Source organism: Flavobacterium collinsii (genome assembly GCF_946903285.1).
GTDB classification, from domain to species: domain Bacteria; phylum Bacteroidota; class Bacteroidia; order Flavobacteriales; family Flavobacteriaceae; genus Flavobacterium; species Flavobacterium collinsii.
The window spans coordinates 3,382,328-3,402,470 of sequence record NZ_OX336425.1 but is presented as its reverse complement, the minus strand read 5'-3'; the positions used below and the strand labels follow the sequence as shown (position 1 = coordinate 3,402,470).

The window sequence follows — 20,143 nt, the reverse complement described above, 5'->3', positions numbered from 1 at the left end:
TTGAGTATAAGTATCCAAAATAGATAATGAAGACTGAAGGCCCAATAATACAGGCATAGTCCAACGCACTATGATCTAGATTAAACAAAAAGTATAAGTATCCGAAATAGATAATGAAGACTGAAGACCCAATAATACTGGCATAGTCCAACGCACTATCGTCTAGATTAAACAAAAAGTATAAGTATCCGAAATAGATAATGAAGACTGAAGGCCCAATAATACTGGCATAGTCCAACGCACTATGATCTAGATTAAACAAAAAGTATAAGTATCCGAAATAGACAATGAAGACTGAAGGCCCAATAATACCGGCATAGTCCGACGCACTATCGTCTAGATTAAACAAAAAGTATAAGTATCCGAAATAGATAATGAAGACTGAAGGCCCAATAATACCGGCATAGTCCGACGCACTATCGTCTAGATTAAACAAAAAGTATAAGTATCCGAAATAGATAATGAAGACTGAAGGCCCAATAATACTGGCATAGTCCAACAATTAAGAAAAAATATAAGTGTCTGAGATAAATAGTAAGAGGGCTGAAGGCCCAAATAGCACAAGCATAGTGCAACGCACTATGAGCTAAATTAAAGGAAAGTACTGCCCTGAAAGCGCAAAAGCAAACAAAAAAGAGTGCATATTCTAAAAAAAAACAGGAATGAATATTCTTCATTCCTGTTTACACATCCAGTTAAGGTTCGGATACTTTAGATTTTAAACCAATAAAAAACATAAAGTACCTGATGTTATTTCAGAACCTTTGGATATTGCAGTATCTTTTGCCTAATAGCAAAGAGATGATGTGAATTAAAAACCAATACAGCAAGAAAAACAATACTATAAGCTACGATTTGTATACTTCCGATTGGCTCATGATAGACGAAAATAGCCAAAAGAAATGCAATCATAGGATTGATATTTAAAAGCATTCCCACGGTTGATGAATTGATTCCCGAAAGTGCATATAAATTTAAGAACAAAGGAAAAATGGTAAACAAAATTGCAATGGTTTCGATACAGAAATAAAACTTAAATTCCGTTGGAACCGGTCCGCTGTAAGCAGGGTAAAATGGCAGTAAAAATAATGCAGCCAACGTAATATGGAATGTAAGTACAATAAATTTATCAAATCCTTTATTGATGCGCTGACTTACTAAATAGGAAGCATAAGTAGAACCAATCACGATACTAAAAACCATGTCCATAATATTGGCGTAAGATAAAAGCAAACACCCCGAAACGCTTAACCCCACAGCCATCCATTGTGTTTTACTTAATTTTTCATTCAAAATAAAATAAGCCAGTAAGGTGGTTAAAATCGGGCAAACTAAATAGGCCAATGAGGTTGCTTTTACGCTAACATGATTCATTACATAAATAAATGTAAACCAGTTTGCCATTAAAAATACACTTCCTCCAATATTCAGCAAAAGTGATCTGCGTCTCTCCAAGACAGGTAATGATTTAAAGGTATTGATCGTTTCTTTAATTCTTTTTCTTTTAAAAGTAAAGGCAATCAGCAACATCAGTATACTACAGCTAAAAACGCGATAGAATAAAATATCTAAAGAAGGATACTCGTGAATGGGCTTTAATGCCAAGCTAAAAAATCCCCAGATGACGAAACAGGTAATAGCCGCTAGATAATATTTTGTTGTTTTCACAAGTTATTCTTTTTAGGTTCGTTATTGAATAAAGCAAATTTCTAAAAAATAAAACAGCAATACAGATACAGTTTTCGTAAATTGCACCATAACAGTTTTTTTATGAAAAATTCAAATTACTTGTATCTGCAGTTTGCAGACCGAATTGAAAAGCAAATAAAATCGGGCGTTTTAAGTGTTGGTGATAAATTGCCATCGATACGCGAAGTCTGTGCCGAAACGGGTTACAGCATGAGCACGGTAAGCAAAGCTTATTATGAAGTTGAAAGCCGGTCTCTTATTGAATCGAGGCCACAATCCGGTTATTATGTGAGTAATACTTCAGCCAGAACCATTCCGGAACCTTCTCCCAGCAGCCCTATACTAAAATGTGTGAATATTGACAGAGAAGATTTAATCGATCAGGTGTATCGTAATATGACTGATCCGAGTATTACCATGCTTTCTTTGGGGTTTCCTTCGAACGAATTGCTTCCTATTGCTAAATTAAACAAAGGAATGCTTCAGGCCATGCGACAGCTCCCTAACAGTGGTACAAGTTATGAGCAGGTACAGGGCAATCTTAATTTGAGAAAAGAAATTGCACGCTGGTCTTTTACCTGGGGTGGTTCTTTAACAGAAAGGGATATCATTACTATGCCGGGCTGCACGAGTGCCATTTCACATTGTTTGATGACGCTGACCAAACCAGGCGACACGATTATTACCGAAAGCCCTGCTTATTTTGGCATCCTACAGCTCGCAAAATCTCTGGGATTGTATATTATGGAATTACCTACCAATATGACCACGGGAATAGAACTTGAAGCTTTAAAAAAAGCACTTTCTTCTAAAAAAGTAAAACTCTGTTTGCTAATGAGTAATTTTAGCAATCCTTCGGGAAGCATGATGCCCACCGAGCATAAAAAGGAAGTAGTTCGATTAATGGAGTTTTATAATATTCCGCTGATTGAGGACGATATTCACGGCGATTTGTACTTTGGTTCCAGCCGTCCAACAAACTGCAAAACCTATGACGAAAGCGGAATTGTGCTGTGCTGCAGTTCGGTTTCAAAAACCCTGGCACCGGGATATCGTGTGGGCTGGGTTTCACCGGGTAAATTCAAAAAAGAAATTCTGCGCAATAAAATCTATCATACCCTCTCCACCCCTACCATTACACATCAGGTAGTTGGTGACTTTTTAAAAAATGGCAGATACGAAAATCATCTTCGAAAAATACGTCAAATACTGAATCATAATTGTAGCAATTATATCAATACGGTTTTAGAGTCTTTCCCAAAAGGGACAAAAGTAAGTCAGCCACAAGGAGGTTTTTTTCTTTGGATTGAGCTCGATAAAAATGTCGATACGGCTGCATTTTATCATTTGGCCATGCAGCACAAGATTAGTTTTGCACCGGGACGAATTTTTACTTTTCAGAATCAATTTTCAAATTGTATGCGCTTGAGTTTTGGTCTGCCATGGAGCAATGAACTAAGAACCTCCATTCAAACCTTAGGCAAATTGATTGATCAGTAGTTTATAGTCACAGTTTGCAGTCGCAGTTTGCAGTTTACAGTCACTTTTCACTTTTCACTTTTCACTTTTCACACTCATTTTTTTCTCACAACCAACGGGTTACAATACATATAAAAAAAACTGGACAGCCGCATTAACAAAGCGTTGTCCAGTTAACAAATTGAGAAACCAAAATCAATTTTTATTATAAAACAAAATAAGCGTTGTTTTCCGCTTTCTTTAAATCGGGTTTAAGGTCAAACTCTTTGATAATATCAAATTCGCTTTGATACTCGTTTAACATTTGCATCAGATTCTTTTCAATTGTATTCGAAATTGCCGTAACTGGTGTATCTGTTGGTCTGTTTTCGAAAGGATCCTGTAAATGAATCGCCATTTTTTCAATCAAAAAGAACGTTCCTCCAATAATGGTTATCAACGGAACAGCAAACCAGCTTAACAAACTGATGAGTCCGAAAGGCAATAACAGAATGAACAAACACAAAGTCATTCTGATGTACATGCTGTAAGTGGTTGGAAAAATAGTATTCTTAATACGTTCACATTTCCCCATCGCATCACATAATCTTGATAATGTGTTGTCAATTTCTACTTGTTGGTAAGCATTTAGTCGTTTTTCTTTTTTAGCAATCCTAAGATCTCTACCGTGAAGCAATAATATGGCATTTGGAATATTCTGATGATTTTTCACAAAATTCAGTTCTTCTTCACTGATTAAATCTTTAATTGGCTTTATGGCATCTTTATTACGCAGCGCCTGTCCTAAGCTGTAGCACCACGCAATTTGTCTTTTGGTAAAGTTTTCTTTAAACTCATTTGCTTCTACCGAAAACCCCGGGTCTTTATAAAAAGTCAGCATTTGTCGCACCAAAGTTCTGGACTCATTTACGATCGATCCCCAAATGATACGCGCTTCCCACCATCTGTCATAAGCCTGATTCGATTTAAAAGCCAGTAATAAGGATATAATGGTACCCACCATTGTTGGAATCGCGATTGGTATTTCAATAGCAACATTGATGAAGTAATGGTGAAAAATCTCAAATAAAATGGTGTAAGTCATTACAAGCGCCAATTCCACTTTAATTTTCCCTAGAACATACCTCATTGGAATTCTTTTCTTTAATAACATATTTTTCAGTTTAAATTAAACTTCTATTTTTTTTGAAGAAACAAGATTTTATACCAGTTCTTCGTACAGCGACAGTACTGGAAGTCCCAGTTTATCGTTTATATTTTCTTTTTTATTCTTTTTGAATTGAATTTTCTCTCCTTTGCGGGTTTCTACCAGCAAATCGATATCGTATTTGGAAATCGCTTCTGATAAGTAGGGAGCAAAATTCTCGTAGTCGTCTTCAAATTTGGAAGTCTGGCTTACAATCTCAAACGAAAAATTATTGTTCAAAAATTGCTGAACATCTTTAACATGCATATTGGCACGTCCGTTTTCGATATAAAGAGCTTTATTGAAATCTTCTTTGTACTGCTCTGAACCTAAATGCAAAATAGGGCATTTTTGGTTTCCGGCTAATTGCACAAGGTATTGATGAATTCGTTTGGTTTCTTGTTTATAAGAATTGGTAAGGACTACCAATTTTATCGCAAAAACATCGATAATGCGCTTAAAAATTGGAGAAGAAAGTCCGTATTGATTGTGTACTTTTATTTTGCAATTGGGTGCGTGCTCAATAATATATCGGCACGTTTCTAAAACTTCTTCCTGACTTGCTGTAAGTCCGGTACGCATTTCACGTAAAAAATTAGAGGACGAAAAGGCATCAGGAGTTTCTGAAACCAACATCAGAATAATTTCACAGTCTGAATCTTTTGCCTGACCAATCGCTGATTTTACAGCACAAATTGTATCGTCTTTTAAAGTCGTAGGTATAAGGAAATTTTTCATAAGTATACTCTTTTAGTTTATACATACAAAATAACTCCCGGCAAATTAGAAGGCTCTTAATATGGAATTAGAATTTTCTAAGATTCAACATTAGAACCTTTAATGTTGATTTTCTTCGTGTTAGTTTTATTGAAGATGATAGTTACAATAGTGCCTTTGTTTTGCTCCGATTGCACCTGAATCTCACCGTCATGCATGCGAATGATTTTTGAAGCCAATGGAAGCCCCAAACCATAGCCAATATATTTAGTTGCAATTTTACCTCTAAAAAAAGGTTCATACAAATGCGGAATGTCCTCCGGAGGAATACCAATGCCTATATCGTTGATGGCGACTTTAATCCAGTCCTGATTTGCAGAAAGCGTTACAAAAACCTCATTGTTATCAGAATACTTTACACCATTGGTAATAATGTTGTTAATGGCAAGCTCTAAAAGCGGTTTGTTGCACGGAATTAAAAGCAAATTAGAATCTTTAGGAGCAAAGTTCAGCTTGATACTGACGCGGTTGTCCGGATAAATTTTATCCAGATCCGACTTTACATCCATGAGAACTTCGTCAATTCTCGCAATATCCAAAACCTGCTTTTTACCGTCGTAACCCGTTTGGGTAAGCTTTAACAAACTCTCGGTCAGATTTCCTAATCGCGAAGCCTGACTGTAAATATTTTCTAGAGACTGAATGTATTCCGGAACTTCTCTTTCTTTAAAAAGCATAATTTCCGACTCCGCAATAATTGTTGTAATAGGCGTTTTTAACTCGTGTGATGCATTATTGATAAAATTGGCCTGTATTTCGAATGACGTTTCCAAACGGTCCAGCATGTCATTGAAGGTTTCCGTAAGATCCGAGATCTCATCTGAGTTTTTGACTTCCGGCAAGCGATTATGGAGATTGGATGCACTAATTCTGTTGACTTCTTTGGTAATTCTTGCAACAGGGTTAATCACTCTTTTAGCTAAAAAACGCCCCAAAAAGAAGGCCAGAAATATAAACCCTATACCTCCAAACAACATGATTTTTAAAATATAAATTGTGGTTGTAGGCCCTTTTCGGTCACGAGCTCCCACAATTACAATGTATTTTTGATTATTCTCTGTAAAAACCTGTCCTAAATAATACTTATTTTCTACCTCAAAATAGTCTTTTCCGGTTTTTAAAATATTGGTGTAAAACTCATTCGGTAAATTCAGATTTGTATTGTAATCAAAACTATTGGCACTGTTTATCTTAAGAACGAACTCTTCTTCTTCTATAAGTTCTTCCAATCCGTTTTTTTTAAGATTACTGTAGTATTTTATTTTTTCGGGATCATTCTGAAAATGGATAGATGCTACGATTTTGGCTCTGTCTTCCAGTCTTTTTAAGAAATGATAACGATTATTTTCTCTGAATAGAACAAAAACAACAATACATAGAAGTAATGTACTAAAGCTCGACAAGGCTACATAAGTGTAAGTTATTTTTTTTCTTATATCCATTTTATGGCTGTATAACATACCCTAAACCTTTCATGGTATGGATAAGTTTGGTTTCAAAAGGTTTATCGATTTTTTTTCTTAAATAGGTGATGTAAACATCGACAACATTGGTGTTCATATCAAAATTAATATCCCAGACATTATCTAAAATCTGATCTCGGGAAACGATGCGTCCGCTATTTTTAGCCAAATAATATAACAATTTAAATTCTTTGGCTGTCAGGATGATCGATTCTCCTTCTCTTTTCACGGTTTTAGCACGGCCATTTATTTCTAAATCGCCAATTGTTATAGTGTCTACCTTTTCGGTATCCTGATGAGCTCTACGGTGCAGCGCATTTACTCTGGCATCAAGTTCTCCAAATTTAAATGGTTTTACCAAATAATCGTCAGCACCGGCATTAAGCCCGGTAACAATATTCTCTGAAGTTCCAAGAGCGGTTAGTAATAACACCGGAACAAAGTTCTTACTTGCGCGAAGCCTTCTGCAAATCTCAATTCCGTTAATATCGGGAAGCATTACGTCTAAAACAACAACATCAAAATTATAATTATGGATCATTTCGAGAGCAGTTCTGCCATCTAGAGCCACACTTACCTCATTATTGTTTTCGGCAAATCCTTTTCTTAAAATGGACAAAAGATTTGGTTCGTCTTCTACTATAAGTAATTTCATCTTAGTTCAGGTATGAACAGCAAAAATAGGGATTGACTTTAAAAATATAAATCACAATAGTTATAAATTATGATTTAATTATGAACAATAGGTTATATTTTCCTCAAAAAAAAGCAACTTCGAAGAATTGCTTTTTTATAGAAATGCTTTTTAAAGGTTGCTGTGTCGGTTCTTAAAATTAAGACAATATTGCCTTAATTTAATTTGCATAGAATAATAAAGTAATATTTACTCCATAAAAAAAGCCGACATTAAAACAATGTCGGCTTTGTATAAACGAAGAGTAATTCTCTTATTTCGTAATGAATTTTGGGTTGATTAAATTATCCAAGGAATAAATTTCGTCCCATTTTTCTTGTGTGATTAATTTTCTTTCAATCACCGCAATCTGATGTACACTTTTATTCAATTTCAAGGCTTCACCTGCAATACTAGCACTTTCTTCATACCCTAAAATTGGATTCAATTGTGTTACAATACCAATACTGTTCATTACCATATTGTAGCAGTGAGCCTCATTTGCAGTGATTCCCACAATACACTTATCAATTAAAGTCTGAATTGCGTTTGAAAGATAATCTAATGAAGTAAACATTGCAAAAGCAATTACTGGCTCCATCACATTTAACTGCAACTGCCCTGCTTCAGCAGCCATCGTTACGGTTAAATCCTGTCCAATTACATAGAAACAAGTCTGATTTACCACTTCCGGAATTACCGGGTTTACTTTCCCTGGCATGATAGAAGATCCTGGCTGACGTGCAGGCAGATTGATTTCGTTGAATCCAGTTCTTGGCCCTGAGCTCAACAATCTTAAATCGTTACAGATTTTAGAAATCTTAACGGCCGTTCTTTTCAATGTTCCCATGATTTGAACATAAGCTCCGGTATCTACAGTAGCTTCAATTAAATCAGGAGAAAGGGTTAACGGAATTCCAACTTCTTTTGCTAAGTAATTCACGCAAATTTCAGGGTAACCTTCCGGTGCATTTACTCTTGTTCCGATAGCTGTTGCTCCCATATTGATCTCTAAAACCAAACTCTGAGCATCTCTTAATCTTCTAACATCTTCTCCAATAGTAGTAGCGTAAGAGTTAAACTCTTGTCCTAAAGTCATAGGAACAGCATCCTGCAATTGTGTTCTTCCCATTTTCAGAACACTTTTAAACTCTTCTCCTTTTGCAGCAAATGCTACTTCAAGGCCTTCTAAAGTTTTAATAAAACTTTCTATTTTCAGATAAAGTGCAATTCTAAAAGCTGATGGATAAGCGTCATTAGTAGACTGAGAACAGTTTACGTGATTGTTTGGGTGTAAGAAGTTATAATCTCCTTTTTTATGTCCTAAATATTCTAAACCAATATTAGCGATTACTTCGTTAGCGTTCATGTTCACCGAAGTTCCGGCTCCACCCTGAATCAAATCGCTTACAAATTCCTGATCAAATTTACCGGCAATTACCTGATCACTTCCATAACAAATTGCTTCGGCTATTTTAGCGTCTAATGCGCCACAATCTTTGTTGGCCAAAGCTGCCGCTTTTTTTACATAACCTAATGCTTTGATGAATAAAGGTTCTTTTGAAATAGGAATTCCTGTGATATTAAAATTCTCTACTGCTCTGAAGGTCTGGATACCATAATATAGATGATTTGGAATATCTAATTCCCCTAAAAAATCATGCTCTTTTCTTGTTGATCCCATATATATAAATTGTTACGTTTAACGTTAAAAAACAGTGTAAAGCTACGTTAAATTACCCTTAAAAGAAAATATTTCAAATCAAATACTGCTAAGGTTTTCTTAAAATTAGCCCCTAAAATTAAACACTTGTCATTTTAAGAATCAAAAAATATCAAATTCATAAAAAACAACACAAAAAAAGACTAGCAGTTACATGTAATAAAAAATGATAATCTGCTGTTTTCTACGGCATAAAAACAATACGACAAGTTATAAATTATTTAAAGTACTCATTTCATACTATAAGGTATAATTAGTATCTTTTCACCTTCAAAACTATCTCTAAAAATTACCTTGAATAAAGAATCCCAATATTTCCTTGATAAAGAATACAATACCATTATTTACGGTAGAGATGATGTCAATTTTAAGGATTTTGAATGTTGTGTTTTCAATAATTGTAATTTTTCGGACTGCACTTTTTTAGCCGTTACTTTTATTGATTGTGTTTTTAATGACTGCATTTTTAGCGAAGCAAAGATTAATTATGTTGCTTTTCGAACTGCTTCTTTTAATCGATGTGAAATTAAAGAAGTAAACTTCGCAATGTGTGACAAACTGATTTTTGAAGTCAGTTTTACTGATTGCATTTTGGATTTTTCAAAATTTTATACTTTAAAAATAAAGGGAACTCCATTTGTCAATTGCAGTTTAATTGCAGTCGATTTTATGGCGGCCGATTTAACCAATGTTATTTTTGACAATTGCGATTTATACCGCTCCGAGTTTGATAGAGCTATTGCCAACAAAGCCGATTTTAAAACGAGTTATAATTATACAATTGATCCATCAAAAACGAAGCTTAAGAAAGCCGTTTTTGCTTTAAAAGAATTGAAAGGTTTGTTGTTTAAACATGATGTGATTGTGAGCTGATGTTGTCGTTTTCAGTCTCAGTTTTCAGTCGCAGTCTCAGTCTCAGTTCTCAGTTCTCAGTTCTCAGTCGCAGTTCACATCTAACAATTCACATCTAACAATTCACATCTAACAGTTCACATCTAACAGTTCACATCTAACAGTTTACATTTTACCGTTTACATTTTACATTTCTCACAAAAGATCTCACTTCATAAAATGTATCTATGTTTTATTTTAGAATTTTTTCTCCATTACATAATCCTCCATCAAATAACCGTTTCCAATATCAAGATCTACCTCTCCGATAATTTCGAAACCTATCTTTTTATAAAAACCCAAAGCCGTATTAAATCGGTTAACATTTAAGGATAATGCCTGAGAATTATGCTCTAATCCAAGTTTTTCAATTTCTTCAATAACTCTTTTACCGATTCCTTTTCCTTGAGTTTCGGGCAAAAGATAGATTTTATGAATTTTAGTTACTGCCTTCCCTTTATAATTGTGTTCAATTCCGATAAATCCTATATTGGTTTCTGCTTCATCAATCATATAAAACAATTGCTCTTTTTTAACTAACTGACCTGTTAAAGCTTCGTCAGAGTAAAAAAGATCCAACATATATGCCAATTGTTCTTTTGTCAGGATTTCACCGTATGTAATCGGCCATGTTATGTGTACTATCTTCTGAATTTGTTTAATATCGCTTATTGCAGCTTCTGAAATTGTAATCATATTCTATTTTAAAATGCTATTATTAATTTGTAAAAACCTGATTTTCCTGCTCACTTACCCTTATAAAAGTAGTACGTTTGGTAAGTTCTTTTAGTCGTGAAGCACCTACATAGGTACAGCTACTTCGCAAACCACCCAAAATGTCCAATATTGTATTTATAACCTGCCCTTTAAAAGGCACCTGTACTGTTTTACCTTCACTTGCTCTGTATTCTGCTACACCCCCAACATGTTTGTCCATGGCCGTTGTAGAACTCATTCCGTAAAACTGTTTGAATTTCTTCCCGTTTACTTCGATCATCTCTCCACCGCTTTCTGTGTGTCCTGCTAGCATTCCACCCAACATTACAAAATCTGATCCGGCACCAAATGCTTTTGCCACATCTCCCGGTGTACTGCAGCCACCATCACTAATAATATGTCCTCCTAAGCCATGTGCAGCATCAGCACATTCAATAATGGCAGAAAGTTGGGGATAACCTACGCCTGTTTTCACCCGTGTGGTACAAACAGAACCAGGCCCAATACCAACCTTTACAATGTCGGCCCCTGCTAATAATAATTCTTCAACCATTTCTCCGGTAACCACATTTCCGGCAATAATCACTTTGTCCGGATATTGTTTACGGGTTTGTTTTAGAAACTGCACAAAATGTTCTGAATAACCATTCGCAACATCAATACAAATGAATTTCAGTAAAGGATTCTCAGTAATAATTTGATTTATTTTTGCAAAGTCTTCTTTTCCTGTTCCGGTACTAATAGCAATATAATCATAAAAATCCGGAGTAACATCTTTTAAAAAATCCGTCCATTCCTGCGAAGAATAATGTTTGTGAATTGCTGTAAAAAGTTTTTCTTTTGCTAAAACTTTAGCCATTTCAAAAGTCCCCACAGTATCCATATTAGCTGCCATAATCGGAATCCCGAACCAGGACACAGTACTGTGCAAAAATTTGAAATTTTGCTCTAAAGAGACTTCAGATCTGCTTTTTAGTGTAGATCTTTTAGGTCGAATCATTACATCTTTAAACCCTAATTTCAGATCAGTTTCTATTCTCATGATTTTCAATTTTCGTTACTTTCAAATGTAAGGAATTTTAGATTGCAGATTTTAGGTTTTAGGTTATAAAACTGTGCAATTATTTGAATAAGAATGACAGAGAGATTCGTTAAAGCAAAGACGCCGATTAGAACAGATTTTTTGTTTCGCAGCAATTCGTAAAGTTTTCCAATTGGAAAGCGTTTCGACTTCGCTCAAAGTGACAAACGTAAAAACTGACTGCTAAAAATCAAACTGAAATACTAAACTGCAAAATATTAAATGCAAACTGTGACTGTAAACTGAGACTGAGACTGAGACTGAGACTGAGACTGAGGCCGTAAACTAAAAAATCTACCCGTGAATAGTCTCTCCTTTTCCGTAGTTTGTAATGATAGATTCTTCGTAGGCCAGCCATTCTCTCCAACGCTTTTCAACATCAATTCCCACACCATATTTTCTGGCATAAGTAATAAAAGTGGTATAATGTCCGGCTTCGCTTTCCATTAACTCTCTGTAAAAAACAGCCAATTCTTCGTCCTGAATATTTTCAGACAAAACCTTAAAACGCTCACAGCTTCTGGCCTCGATCATGGCCGAAAAAAGCAATCTCTCTACCAGCCCCGAAACACGGCTTCCGTCTCCGCTTTTCTTCATATACTGATACAGTTCGTTTACATAATCGTCTTTACGCTCGCGTCCTAGCTTCAATCCTCTTTTAATGATGATGTTATGCACCTGCTCAAAATGATCAATTTCTTCTTTGGCCAAAGCCAATAAATCCTGTACCAAATCCTGGTGTTCAGAATTGTTTGTGATAATCGTAATGGCATTTGTTGCTGCTTTTTGCTCACACCAGGCATGATCAGTCAAGATTTCCTCAATATTTTTCTCAACGATATTTACCCATCTCGGGTCTGTTGGCAGTTGTAATCTTAGTACGCCCATTTTTTTGTTTTATTTGTTTCAGGTTTTCTTTGTTTCAGGTTTCAGGTTGCTTTTCAGAACTAAAAAGATGTAACGCTCTATATCTTTTAAGGTACAAAACCTGAAACTTGAAACTTTTTTTCCCATTTCAACTTACTCCCCAGAACTAAAAAAAGTTTAAAGTTCTATACTTTTCACAGTACAAAACTTTAAACTTGAAACTTTTAAGCCTGAAACTTTATTAGTATACGAAAATTGGTCTTTCGCTCATCATTTCATTTACTTCGTTTGCCACTTCCTCGATAACAGCTTCATTTGTATGATCTGTAAGAACTTTATCGATTAAAGCAACAATAGTTTCCATATCTTCTTCAACTAAACCACGAGTAGTGATTGCAGCTGTTCCAACACGGATTCCTGAGGTTACAAATGGTGATTTATCATCAAATGGAACCATATTTTTATTTACTGTAATTTCTGCTTTTACTAATGCATTTTCAGCTTCTTTACCAGAAATCCCTTTATTTCTTAAGTCAATAAGCATCATGTGGTTATCTGTACCTCCAGAAATAATGTTGTATCCTCTTTTTACGAAAGCATCAGCCATAGCGTTTGCATTTTTCTGCAATTGCATCGCATAAGTAAAGAACTCATCTTTCAGCGCTTCACCAAAAGCTACTGCTTTAGCAGCAATGATGTGCATTAAAGGCCCTCCTTGATTTCCAGGGAAAACAGCAAGATCTAATAAAGAAGACATCATTCTGATTTCTCCTTTTGGAGTTTTTAATCCTTGTGGGTTTTCGAAATCTTTCCCCATTAAAATCAAACCTCCACGTGGTCCACGTAATGTTTTATGAGTAGTTGTAGAAACAATATGACAATGTGGAATCGGATCATTCATTAATCCTTTAGCAATAAGACCTGCAGGGTGAGAAATATCCGCAAACAAGATCGCTCCTACACTGTCAGCAATTTGTCTGAAACGTGCAAAATCCATATCACGTGAATAAGCCGAAGCTCCAGCGATGATTAATTTTGGTTGTTCTTTAGTTGCAATTTCCTGAATTTTATCATAATCTAAACGACCAGTTTCAGCGTCTACACCGTAAAAAACAGGACGGTACAAACGACCTGAGAAGTTTACTGGAGAACCGTGAGTTAAGTGACCTCCATGAGATAAGTCGAAACCTAAAATAGTATCACCAGGATTTAAACATGCATGGTAAACTGATGTATTAGCCTGAGATCCTGAGTGTGGCTGAACGTTCGCATATTCAGCTCCAAATAATTCTTTGGCTCTGTCAATTGCAATTTGCTCAATTACGTCTACTACTTCGCATCCTCCGTAGTATCTTTTGCCTGGATATCCCTCAGCATATTTGTTAGTTAAAACAGAACCAGCTGCTTCCATTACCTCATCACTTACAAAATTCTCTGAAGCGATAAGTTCTAATCCGTGAATTTGTCTGTCTTGTTCCTCTAGTATAAGGTCAAAAATTTGTTCGTCGCGTTGCATTTTTTTGATTTTCGTTAATTTCCTGCAAAAATACAAAAAAACGTTTGCCAAACTGTTAGATTATGATATATTTGACATAGAATTTTTCAACAAATAATTAACATTCACATGCCAATAACCGCCAACGATACTAAAAGAAAATCATGGTTAGAAGTACCAGAAAATAGCGACTTCCCTATTCAAAATATTCCATTCGGTGTATTTCTTACCAAAGAAAATGTCGTTACTGTAGGAACAAGAATTGGCGATTACGCTATAGATTTAGGAGCTTTACAACAATTAAACTATTTTGCAGGAATAGATTTAACGGATGATATGTTCATGCAGGACACGCTAAATGATTTTATTTCTGATGGGAAAAAAACATGGCGACTCGTTCGAAATCGTATCGCTGATATTTTCGACGAAACCAATCCACAACTTAGAGATTCAGCAAAAGACCGCGATATCGTTATTTTCAAAATTGATGATGTCGAAATGCAATTGCCTGTGTTAATTGGTGATTATACGGATTTCTATTCCAGTAAAGAACATGCAACGAACGTTGGTAAAATGTTCCGTGATCCAGAAAACGCTTTATTACCTAACTGGTTGCATATTCCGGTAGGATATCATGGAAGAAGCTCAACAATTGTTCCGTCCGGAATTCCGGTACACCGCCCTATGGGACAAACTTTACCTGCCGGACATGATACTCCCGTATTTGGTGCTTCTCGTTTAGTAGATTTTGAATTAGAAACTGCTTTCATCACTACAGACGTAAACATAATGGGAGAAAACATCTCTACTTTTGAAGCCGAAGACTATATTTTCGGAATGGTTTTACTAAACGACTGGAGTGCACGTGATATGCAAAAATGGGAATATGTTCCACTTGGACCCTTTTTAGCAAAAAACTTTGCTACTTCAATTTCACCGTGGATTGTAACAATGGATGCTTTAGAACCTTTTAGAACTAAAGGACCTAAGCAAGATCCTACCCCGCTTCCTTATTTACAAACCAAAGGAAAAAAAGCTTTTGACATTCACTTGGAAGTTTCTTTGAAGCCTGAAAACCATGAAGAAACTGTAATTTCAAAATCTAACTTCAAATATATGTATTGGTCTATGGCCCAGCAACTAACACACCATACCTCAAACGGATGTCGCGTGAATTCTGGCGATATGATGGGTTCCGGAACTATTTCTGGCCCAACTCCCGACAGTTTTGGTTCAATGTTAGAACTTACTTGGGGAGGAAAAAACCCAATAACACTAAATGACGGTGGTGAGCGCAAATTTATTGAAGATGGAGATACAGTAATTATCAGAGGTTTCTGCGAAAGCAACGAAGTGCGTATTGGTTTTGGAGAAGTTTCAAGCCAATTACTACCTCCGTACGTGAGACAATGAAGAGATACTGCCATATCGGAAGATATATAAGCAAAAAACCTTGTTAGCTGTCTAACAAGGTTTTTTTTTATGTTTATTTTTCTTCCTGCCACAGATTAAAAGGATTAAAAATGATTTCTTACAATCTGTAAAAATCCGTTCAATCTCTAGCAAGAAAAACTGCACGAATGCGGGCTTTTAAAATTCAAAAAATTAAGCCGGAATCTGCTGACTCAAACAGTGTAATGTTCCAAATCCCCAGATAAAATCGATACAACTTATTCCGATCACTTCTCTATCAGGAAAACATTCCGAAAGTATATTTAGAGCGACGCGATCATTGCTATCGTTAAAAGTAGGAACCAAAACGCAATTATTCAAAATCAGGAAATTAGCATAACTAGCCGGTAATCTTAAAGTTTCGAAGTCTACACGCTTTGGCATTGGCAACGCAACTATAGTTGGAGATTCTCCGTCCTCTAGTTTTGCGTTTTGCAAACGTTTTAAATTGTCTTGCAAAGGTTTATAATTCGAATCGTTTTTGTCTGTTTCTACAATTGTTACAATTGTATCTTCGTTTACAAATCGGCACAAATCGTCAATATGCCCGTGTGTGTCATCTCCTTCTATTCCGTCCCCTAACCATATTACGTTGGTAACTCCGAGATATTCTTTAAAAACAGCCTCGTAATCTTCTTTGGTGAAATTTTCATTTCGAACCTGAATAGTAGGATGCATTAAACATTCTTCTGAAGTCAGTAACGTTCCTTTTCCGTTTACATCAATTGCACCACCTTCTACAATCACAGGTTTTCCTTTATACGTTACCTGTGTAAGTGGCACATCAATAAAATCAGCTATCTTAGAAGGAACAAATTTATCCAGTTGGTAATTTTTATACTTAGCCCATCCGTTAAAATTAAAATTCAATGCTTCTCTTTTCGATCCATTTTGTACAATAATTGGTCCGGAATCACGCATCCAGCTTCTATTAGTTTTATGAATAATAAAAGAAACATTCGTTAAATTTACACGTGCTCTCTCCAGCATTTCGCCTACTTTTTCTTTTAGTTTTTCATCGGCTACCACCAAAAAAACGGTTTCAAAAGTGGCTACTTTTTTAATAAATTCTACAAAAGCCCATTGAACAGCTTCGTATTTTCCCGGCCAGTCGTTTCCGTTATGCGGAAAACACAATACAATTCCTTGTTGCTTCTCCCATTCCGCAGGAAATCTTCTATTATTTGTTGACATAAAAAGGTTCTAAATTTGAAAGTGTACAAAGATAATGAGATAATGTGAAAATTAGACAATGTGACAATTGGATTATTGGATAATTAGACAATCCGGCCATGTAATAATCTGATAATTATCTGATTGATTTAATAATCTAATTAATAGATTAAGTTAAAGATTAAATAATAAAGCCTTAATATAAGACGAGGATCTGCTAATTACATTTGGCAAAACTAAAAAACACAAAAATGAAAAATGTAAGCCTTTCATTATTAACTGCTTTATTTGTTATGGCAAGCTGTAATAATGATGAAACTTCAAACAACCAGGAACCTGAAGTCGTGGTAAACGAAAATCCTGGGTCTTTCAAAGAAATTGGTTCTATAACCATTGGTGGAGAAGCAGCCGCAGAAATTTCGGCCTACGATGAAAAAACAAAAAGACTTTTTACAGTAAACAATAGCGGAACCAATCAAATTGATGTCATTGATATTTCCGATCCTACAAAACCCGTTAAAATTGGTAAAATTGATTTGACTCCGTATGAAGGAGCTTCTAATAGTGTTGCGGTTTACGACGGAAAACTGGCTGTTGCTTTAGAATCGACAGTAAACAAACAGGGAAATGGAAAAGTTGTTATTTTCAACACCAGCGATTATAGCTTAATCAAACAAATTACCGTTGGCGCATTACCGGATATGATTACTTTTTCGCCGGACGGAAAATATATTATGACCGCCAATGAAGGAGAACCTAATACGGATTATTCCCAAGATCCAAACGGAACAATTTCTATTATCGAAACAGCGACTTATACTGTTACAACTTTAGATTTTAGTTCGTTTAGTAGTCAGGCCGAAACTTTGAAGAAAGATGGTTTCAGAATTTCAAAATTTGCTAAGAGTTTTGCTCAGGATATCGAACCTGAGTACATCACTATAGCTGATGATTCTAAAACAGCCTGGATTACTTTACAGGAAAATAATGGTGTTGCCAAAGTAGATTTAACTTCAAAAACCATTACAGCTCTTTATCCGTTAGGTTTTAAAAACTTCAATACCGCTGAAAACGCAATTGATGTAAGTGATAAAGATGATAAGATTGCTTTTAATCCATGGAAGGTAAAAGGAATGTTTATGCCGGATGCGATTAGTCACTTTTCTGCCAATAATGTCCCTTATTTTGTGACCGCCAACGAAGGTGATGCCCGAGAATATGCCGCTTATTCGGATATTAAAAGAATGAAAGACATGAAGCTTGACGCAACTGCTTTTCCTGATGCTGCCGCCTTAAAACTGGAAACCAATCTAGGAAGACTAAACCTTATCACAGATATGGGAGACTCTGATGGTGACGGTGACCTGGACGAAATAGTAGCTTTCGGAGGTCGTTCTTTCTCAATCTGGAACGGAAATACGGGAAAAATTGTTTACGACAGTAAAAATGATGTTGATAAAAAAACAAACGAACTTGGAACTTATGATGACAAACGTAGTGACGACAAGGGTTCTGAGCCTGAAGCTGTTGTTGTTGCTAAAATGGGATCTCAAAATATTTTGTTTGTTGGTTTAGAAAGATCAGATGCTTTTATGACTTATGATGTAACAAACCCAAATTCTCCACAATATTTACAAACAGTGAAAACGGGCGATGCTCCAGAAGGTGTACTTTTCATTCCGGCTTCCAAAAGTCCGACGAAAAGAAGTTTGTTAGTTGTTAGTAGTGAGGGAGATGGAACGGTAAAAATATACCAGCCAGATTTAAAATAACTTTCACATTTACAGATTCAAAAAAGGGCAAAATTTAAATTTTGCCCTTTTTTTTGTCGAAATATTTTGATTCTATTAACGTATTTACATAATTAAAACCCAAAAGATGGGAATTATGTAAGAGCAAATAGAACACTATCTAAATTTCGTAGTATAATTTTGTCCTGAGTTTAAAAATTAAAACTCAATAATCATATTAAACTAAAATTTGGATATCATGAAAAAGAAATTAGCTTCAGTATCACTTTTACTACTATCAATCGCCGCCGGCGCACAAAACATGGCAACGACATCGACACAGCCTTCAATTGACAAACCCGCTTATAATAAATGGTCTATAGAATTGAATGGTGGTCTAAACAAACCTATGAGAGCAATGACACCTGGTTATTCAACAGAATCAGTTAGTCCGTTTCACGCAGATTTAGGGGTAAGATACATGTTTAATCCTAAGTTTGGTTTGAAACTGGATGTTGGATACGATCAATTTAAGGAACGTAATGACACTCCCGAATTTGACAGTAAATACTACAGAGCAAGTTTACAAGGGGTTATTAATCTTGGAAGAGCTTTAAACTTTGAAACATGGACTAATACTTTCGGTTTATTAGCACATGGAGGTTTTGGTGTTTCGCAATTAAGCAGCGATAAAGGTTTTGACGGTAAAGATTACATGGCTCATGGAATTATGGGTTTAACAGGTCAAGTTAAATTAAGCAACAGAATTGCTTTAACGGGAGATCTTACAGGTATTGTTAACGGAAGACAAAATCACAATTTTGATGGAAAAGGAGTCCCAGCTACCGGTTCATTAGATGGTGTAATGTTAAACGCTTCTGTTGGTTTGACTTTTTACTTAGGTAAAAACCAAAAACATGCTGACTGGTATTCTGAAGACAATGAAAGACTAAACAAGTTAGAAGACCGAGTTACTACTATTGAGACTAATCTTATTGATACTGATAAAGATGGTGTTGCTGATTTGTATGATTTAGAGCCTAACACAATCTCTGGAGTTGCCGTAAATACAAAAGGTCAATCTATAGATACTAATCAAAATGGTGTTCCGGATGAATTAGAAAGCTATTTAGATAAAACGTATGCTAAAAAAGGCAGCGAAGCAACAGCTCCAACAAACAAAACGGTTGAAGAATTAATTAACGGAGGGTATGTAAATGTATACTTTGATTTCAATTCTTCTAAACCAACTAATACTTCTCTATCTGGTGTTGATTTCTTAGTGAAATACCTTAAAAACAATCCTGGTAAATCAGCAGATATTATTGGATACGCAGATGAAATTGGAAACTCAAGTTACAATACTGAATTATCAAGAAAAAGAGCTGAAGCTGTGAAAAAAATCGCAACCAATGCAGGAATTGATGCTTCAAGATTAAATGTAATTGCTAACGGTGAAGATACTTCTGTGAACAAAAAATCTAAAGAAGCCCGTCAAATCGTAAGAAGAGTTACTTTCCAAGTGAAATAAACAATTCTAAGCTAGTATAAAAAAAGACTGTTTAATTTTTTAAACAGTCTTTTTTGCATATAAATACTTAAGGCCAAAAGGCCATTTTAATATTCTACGTCTTGTTTCAACGCGGATAAAACGGATTCGCTATCGCGAAGACGCTGATCAAAACAGATTTTAAAATTTTAAACTCTTTTAACGAGGAAAAAAATCTGTGTTTATCCGTGTTTTTAC

The 20,143-nt window shown here is 35.4% G+C and carries 16 protein-coding genes; 5 read left to right on the top strand and 11 right to left on the bottom strand.

The window, feature by feature from the left end:
* Positions 1–750: 750 nt before the first annotated feature.
* Complete coding sequence (locus OGZ34_RS14155) at positions 751–1,668, bottom strand: EamA family transporter (protein ID WP_263360614.1); 918 nt, start codon at positions 1,666–1,668, stop codon at positions 751–753.
* Positions 1,669–1,770: 102 nt separating this feature from the next.
* On the opposite strand from OGZ34_RS14155, the gene OGZ34_RS14150 reads away from it, so the two are divergent.
* Entirely contained in the window at positions 1,771–3,189 is a 1,419-nt protein-coding gene (locus OGZ34_RS14150) for an aminotransferase-like domain-containing protein (RefSeq protein ID WP_173965650.1), read from the top strand.
* Between the two features lie 184 nt (positions 3,190–3,373).
* On the opposite strand, the gene OGZ34_RS14145 is transcribed toward OGZ34_RS14150, so the two are convergent.
* The 5 genes from OGZ34_RS14145 to aspA all read right to left on the bottom strand — a co-directional run bounded on the left by OGZ34_RS14145 (position 3,374) and on the right by aspA (position 8,951).
* Entirely contained in the window at positions 3,374–4,321 is a 948-nt protein-coding gene (locus tag OGZ34_RS14145; RefSeq protein ID WP_173965652.1) for a bestrophin family protein, read from the bottom strand.
* Between the two features lie 48 nt (positions 4,322–4,369).
* Positions 4,370–5,092, bottom strand: coding sequence for an adenine nucleotide alpha hydrolase family protein (locus OGZ34_RS14140; protein ID WP_173965654.1), 723 nt, complete (start codon positions 5,090–5,092; stop codon positions 4,370–4,372).
* Between the two features lie 77 nt (positions 5,093–5,169).
* A complete protein-coding gene (locus OGZ34_RS14135) occupies positions 5,170–6,573 on the bottom strand; it encodes a sensor histidine kinase (protein WP_173965656.1) in 1,404 nt (467 codons plus the stop codon).
* A 1-nt stretch (position 6,574) separates the two neighbouring features.
* Positions 6,575–7,249: a response regulator transcription factor gene (locus tag OGZ34_RS14130; protein ID WP_017497070.1), complete on the bottom strand. Its 675-nt coding sequence runs from the start codon at positions 7,247–7,249 to the stop codon at positions 6,575–6,577.
* 292 nt (positions 7,250–7,541) lie between these two features.
* Positions 7,542–8,951: an aspartate ammonia-lyase gene (aspA, locus tag OGZ34_RS14125; RefSeq protein ID WP_173965658.1), complete on the bottom strand. Its 1,410-nt coding sequence runs from the start codon at positions 8,949–8,951 to the stop codon at positions 7,542–7,544.
* 333 nt (positions 8,952–9,284) lie between these two features.
* On the opposite strand from aspA, the gene OGZ34_RS14120 reads away from it, so the two are divergent.
* Complete coding sequence (locus tag OGZ34_RS14120) at positions 9,285–9,863, top strand: pentapeptide repeat-containing protein (RefSeq protein WP_263360613.1); 579 nt, start codon at positions 9,285–9,287, stop codon at positions 9,861–9,863.
* A 216-nt stretch (positions 9,864–10,079) separates the two neighbouring features.
* Here the strand turns inward: OGZ34_RS14120 and OGZ34_RS14115 are convergent, their stop codons facing one another.
* The 4 genes from OGZ34_RS14115 to glyA all read right to left on the bottom strand — a co-directional run bounded on the left by OGZ34_RS14115 (position 10,080) and on the right by glyA (position 14,062).
* The gene (locus OGZ34_RS14115; RefSeq protein WP_263360612.1) at positions 10,080–10,577 is read right to left on the bottom strand and encodes a GNAT family N-acetyltransferase; all 498 of its coding nucleotides are present in this window, start codon (positions 10,575–10,577) and stop codon (positions 10,080–10,082) included.
* Positions 10,578–10,599: 22 nt separating this feature from the next.
* Positions 10,600–11,640: a GMP reductase gene (locus tag OGZ34_RS14110; RefSeq protein ID WP_263360611.1), complete on the bottom strand. Its 1,041-nt coding sequence runs from the start codon at positions 11,638–11,640 to the stop codon at positions 10,600–10,602.
* A 333-nt stretch (positions 11,641–11,973) separates the two neighbouring features.
* Complete coding sequence (gene miaE / locus OGZ34_RS14105) at positions 11,974–12,567, bottom strand: tRNA-(ms[2]io[6]A)-hydroxylase (protein ID WP_173965666.1); 594 nt, start codon at positions 12,565–12,567, stop codon at positions 11,974–11,976.
* A 220-nt stretch (positions 12,568–12,787) separates the two neighbouring features.
* Positions 12,788–14,062 (bottom strand): serine hydroxymethyltransferase, encoded by a 1,275-nt coding sequence (gene glyA, locus OGZ34_RS14100; protein WP_173965668.1) that lies wholly within the window; start codon positions 14,060–14,062, stop codon positions 12,788–12,790.
* A gap of 108 nt (positions 14,063–14,170) precedes the next feature.
* Here glyA and fahA point away from each other — a divergent pair, with 108 nt between their 5' ends.
* Positions 14,171–15,454: a fumarylacetoacetase gene (gene fahA / locus OGZ34_RS14095; protein WP_173965670.1), complete on the top strand. Its 1,284-nt coding sequence runs from the start codon at positions 14,171–14,173 to the stop codon at positions 15,452–15,454.
* Positions 15,455–15,646: 192 nt separating this feature from the next.
* Here fahA and OGZ34_RS14090 read toward each other — a convergent pair whose 3' ends face one another.
* Positions 15,647–16,687, bottom strand: coding sequence for an agmatine deiminase family protein (locus tag OGZ34_RS14090; RefSeq protein ID WP_263360610.1), 1,041 nt, complete (start codon positions 16,685–16,687; stop codon positions 15,647–15,649).
* A 230-nt stretch (positions 16,688–16,917) separates the two neighbouring features.
* Here OGZ34_RS14090 and OGZ34_RS14085 point away from each other — a divergent pair, with 230 nt between their 5' ends.
* Entirely contained in the window at positions 16,918–18,438 is a 1,521-nt protein-coding gene (locus OGZ34_RS14085; RefSeq protein ID WP_263360609.1) for a choice-of-anchor I family protein, read from the top strand.
* Between the two features lie 217 nt (positions 18,439–18,655).
* On the top strand, positions 18,656–19,927 hold the full coding sequence (locus tag OGZ34_RS14080) for an OmpA family protein (RefSeq protein ID WP_263360608.1): 1,272 nt from the start codon (positions 18,656–18,658) through the stop codon (positions 19,925–19,927).
* The last annotated feature ends 216 nt before the right edge of the window (positions 19,928–20,143 follow it).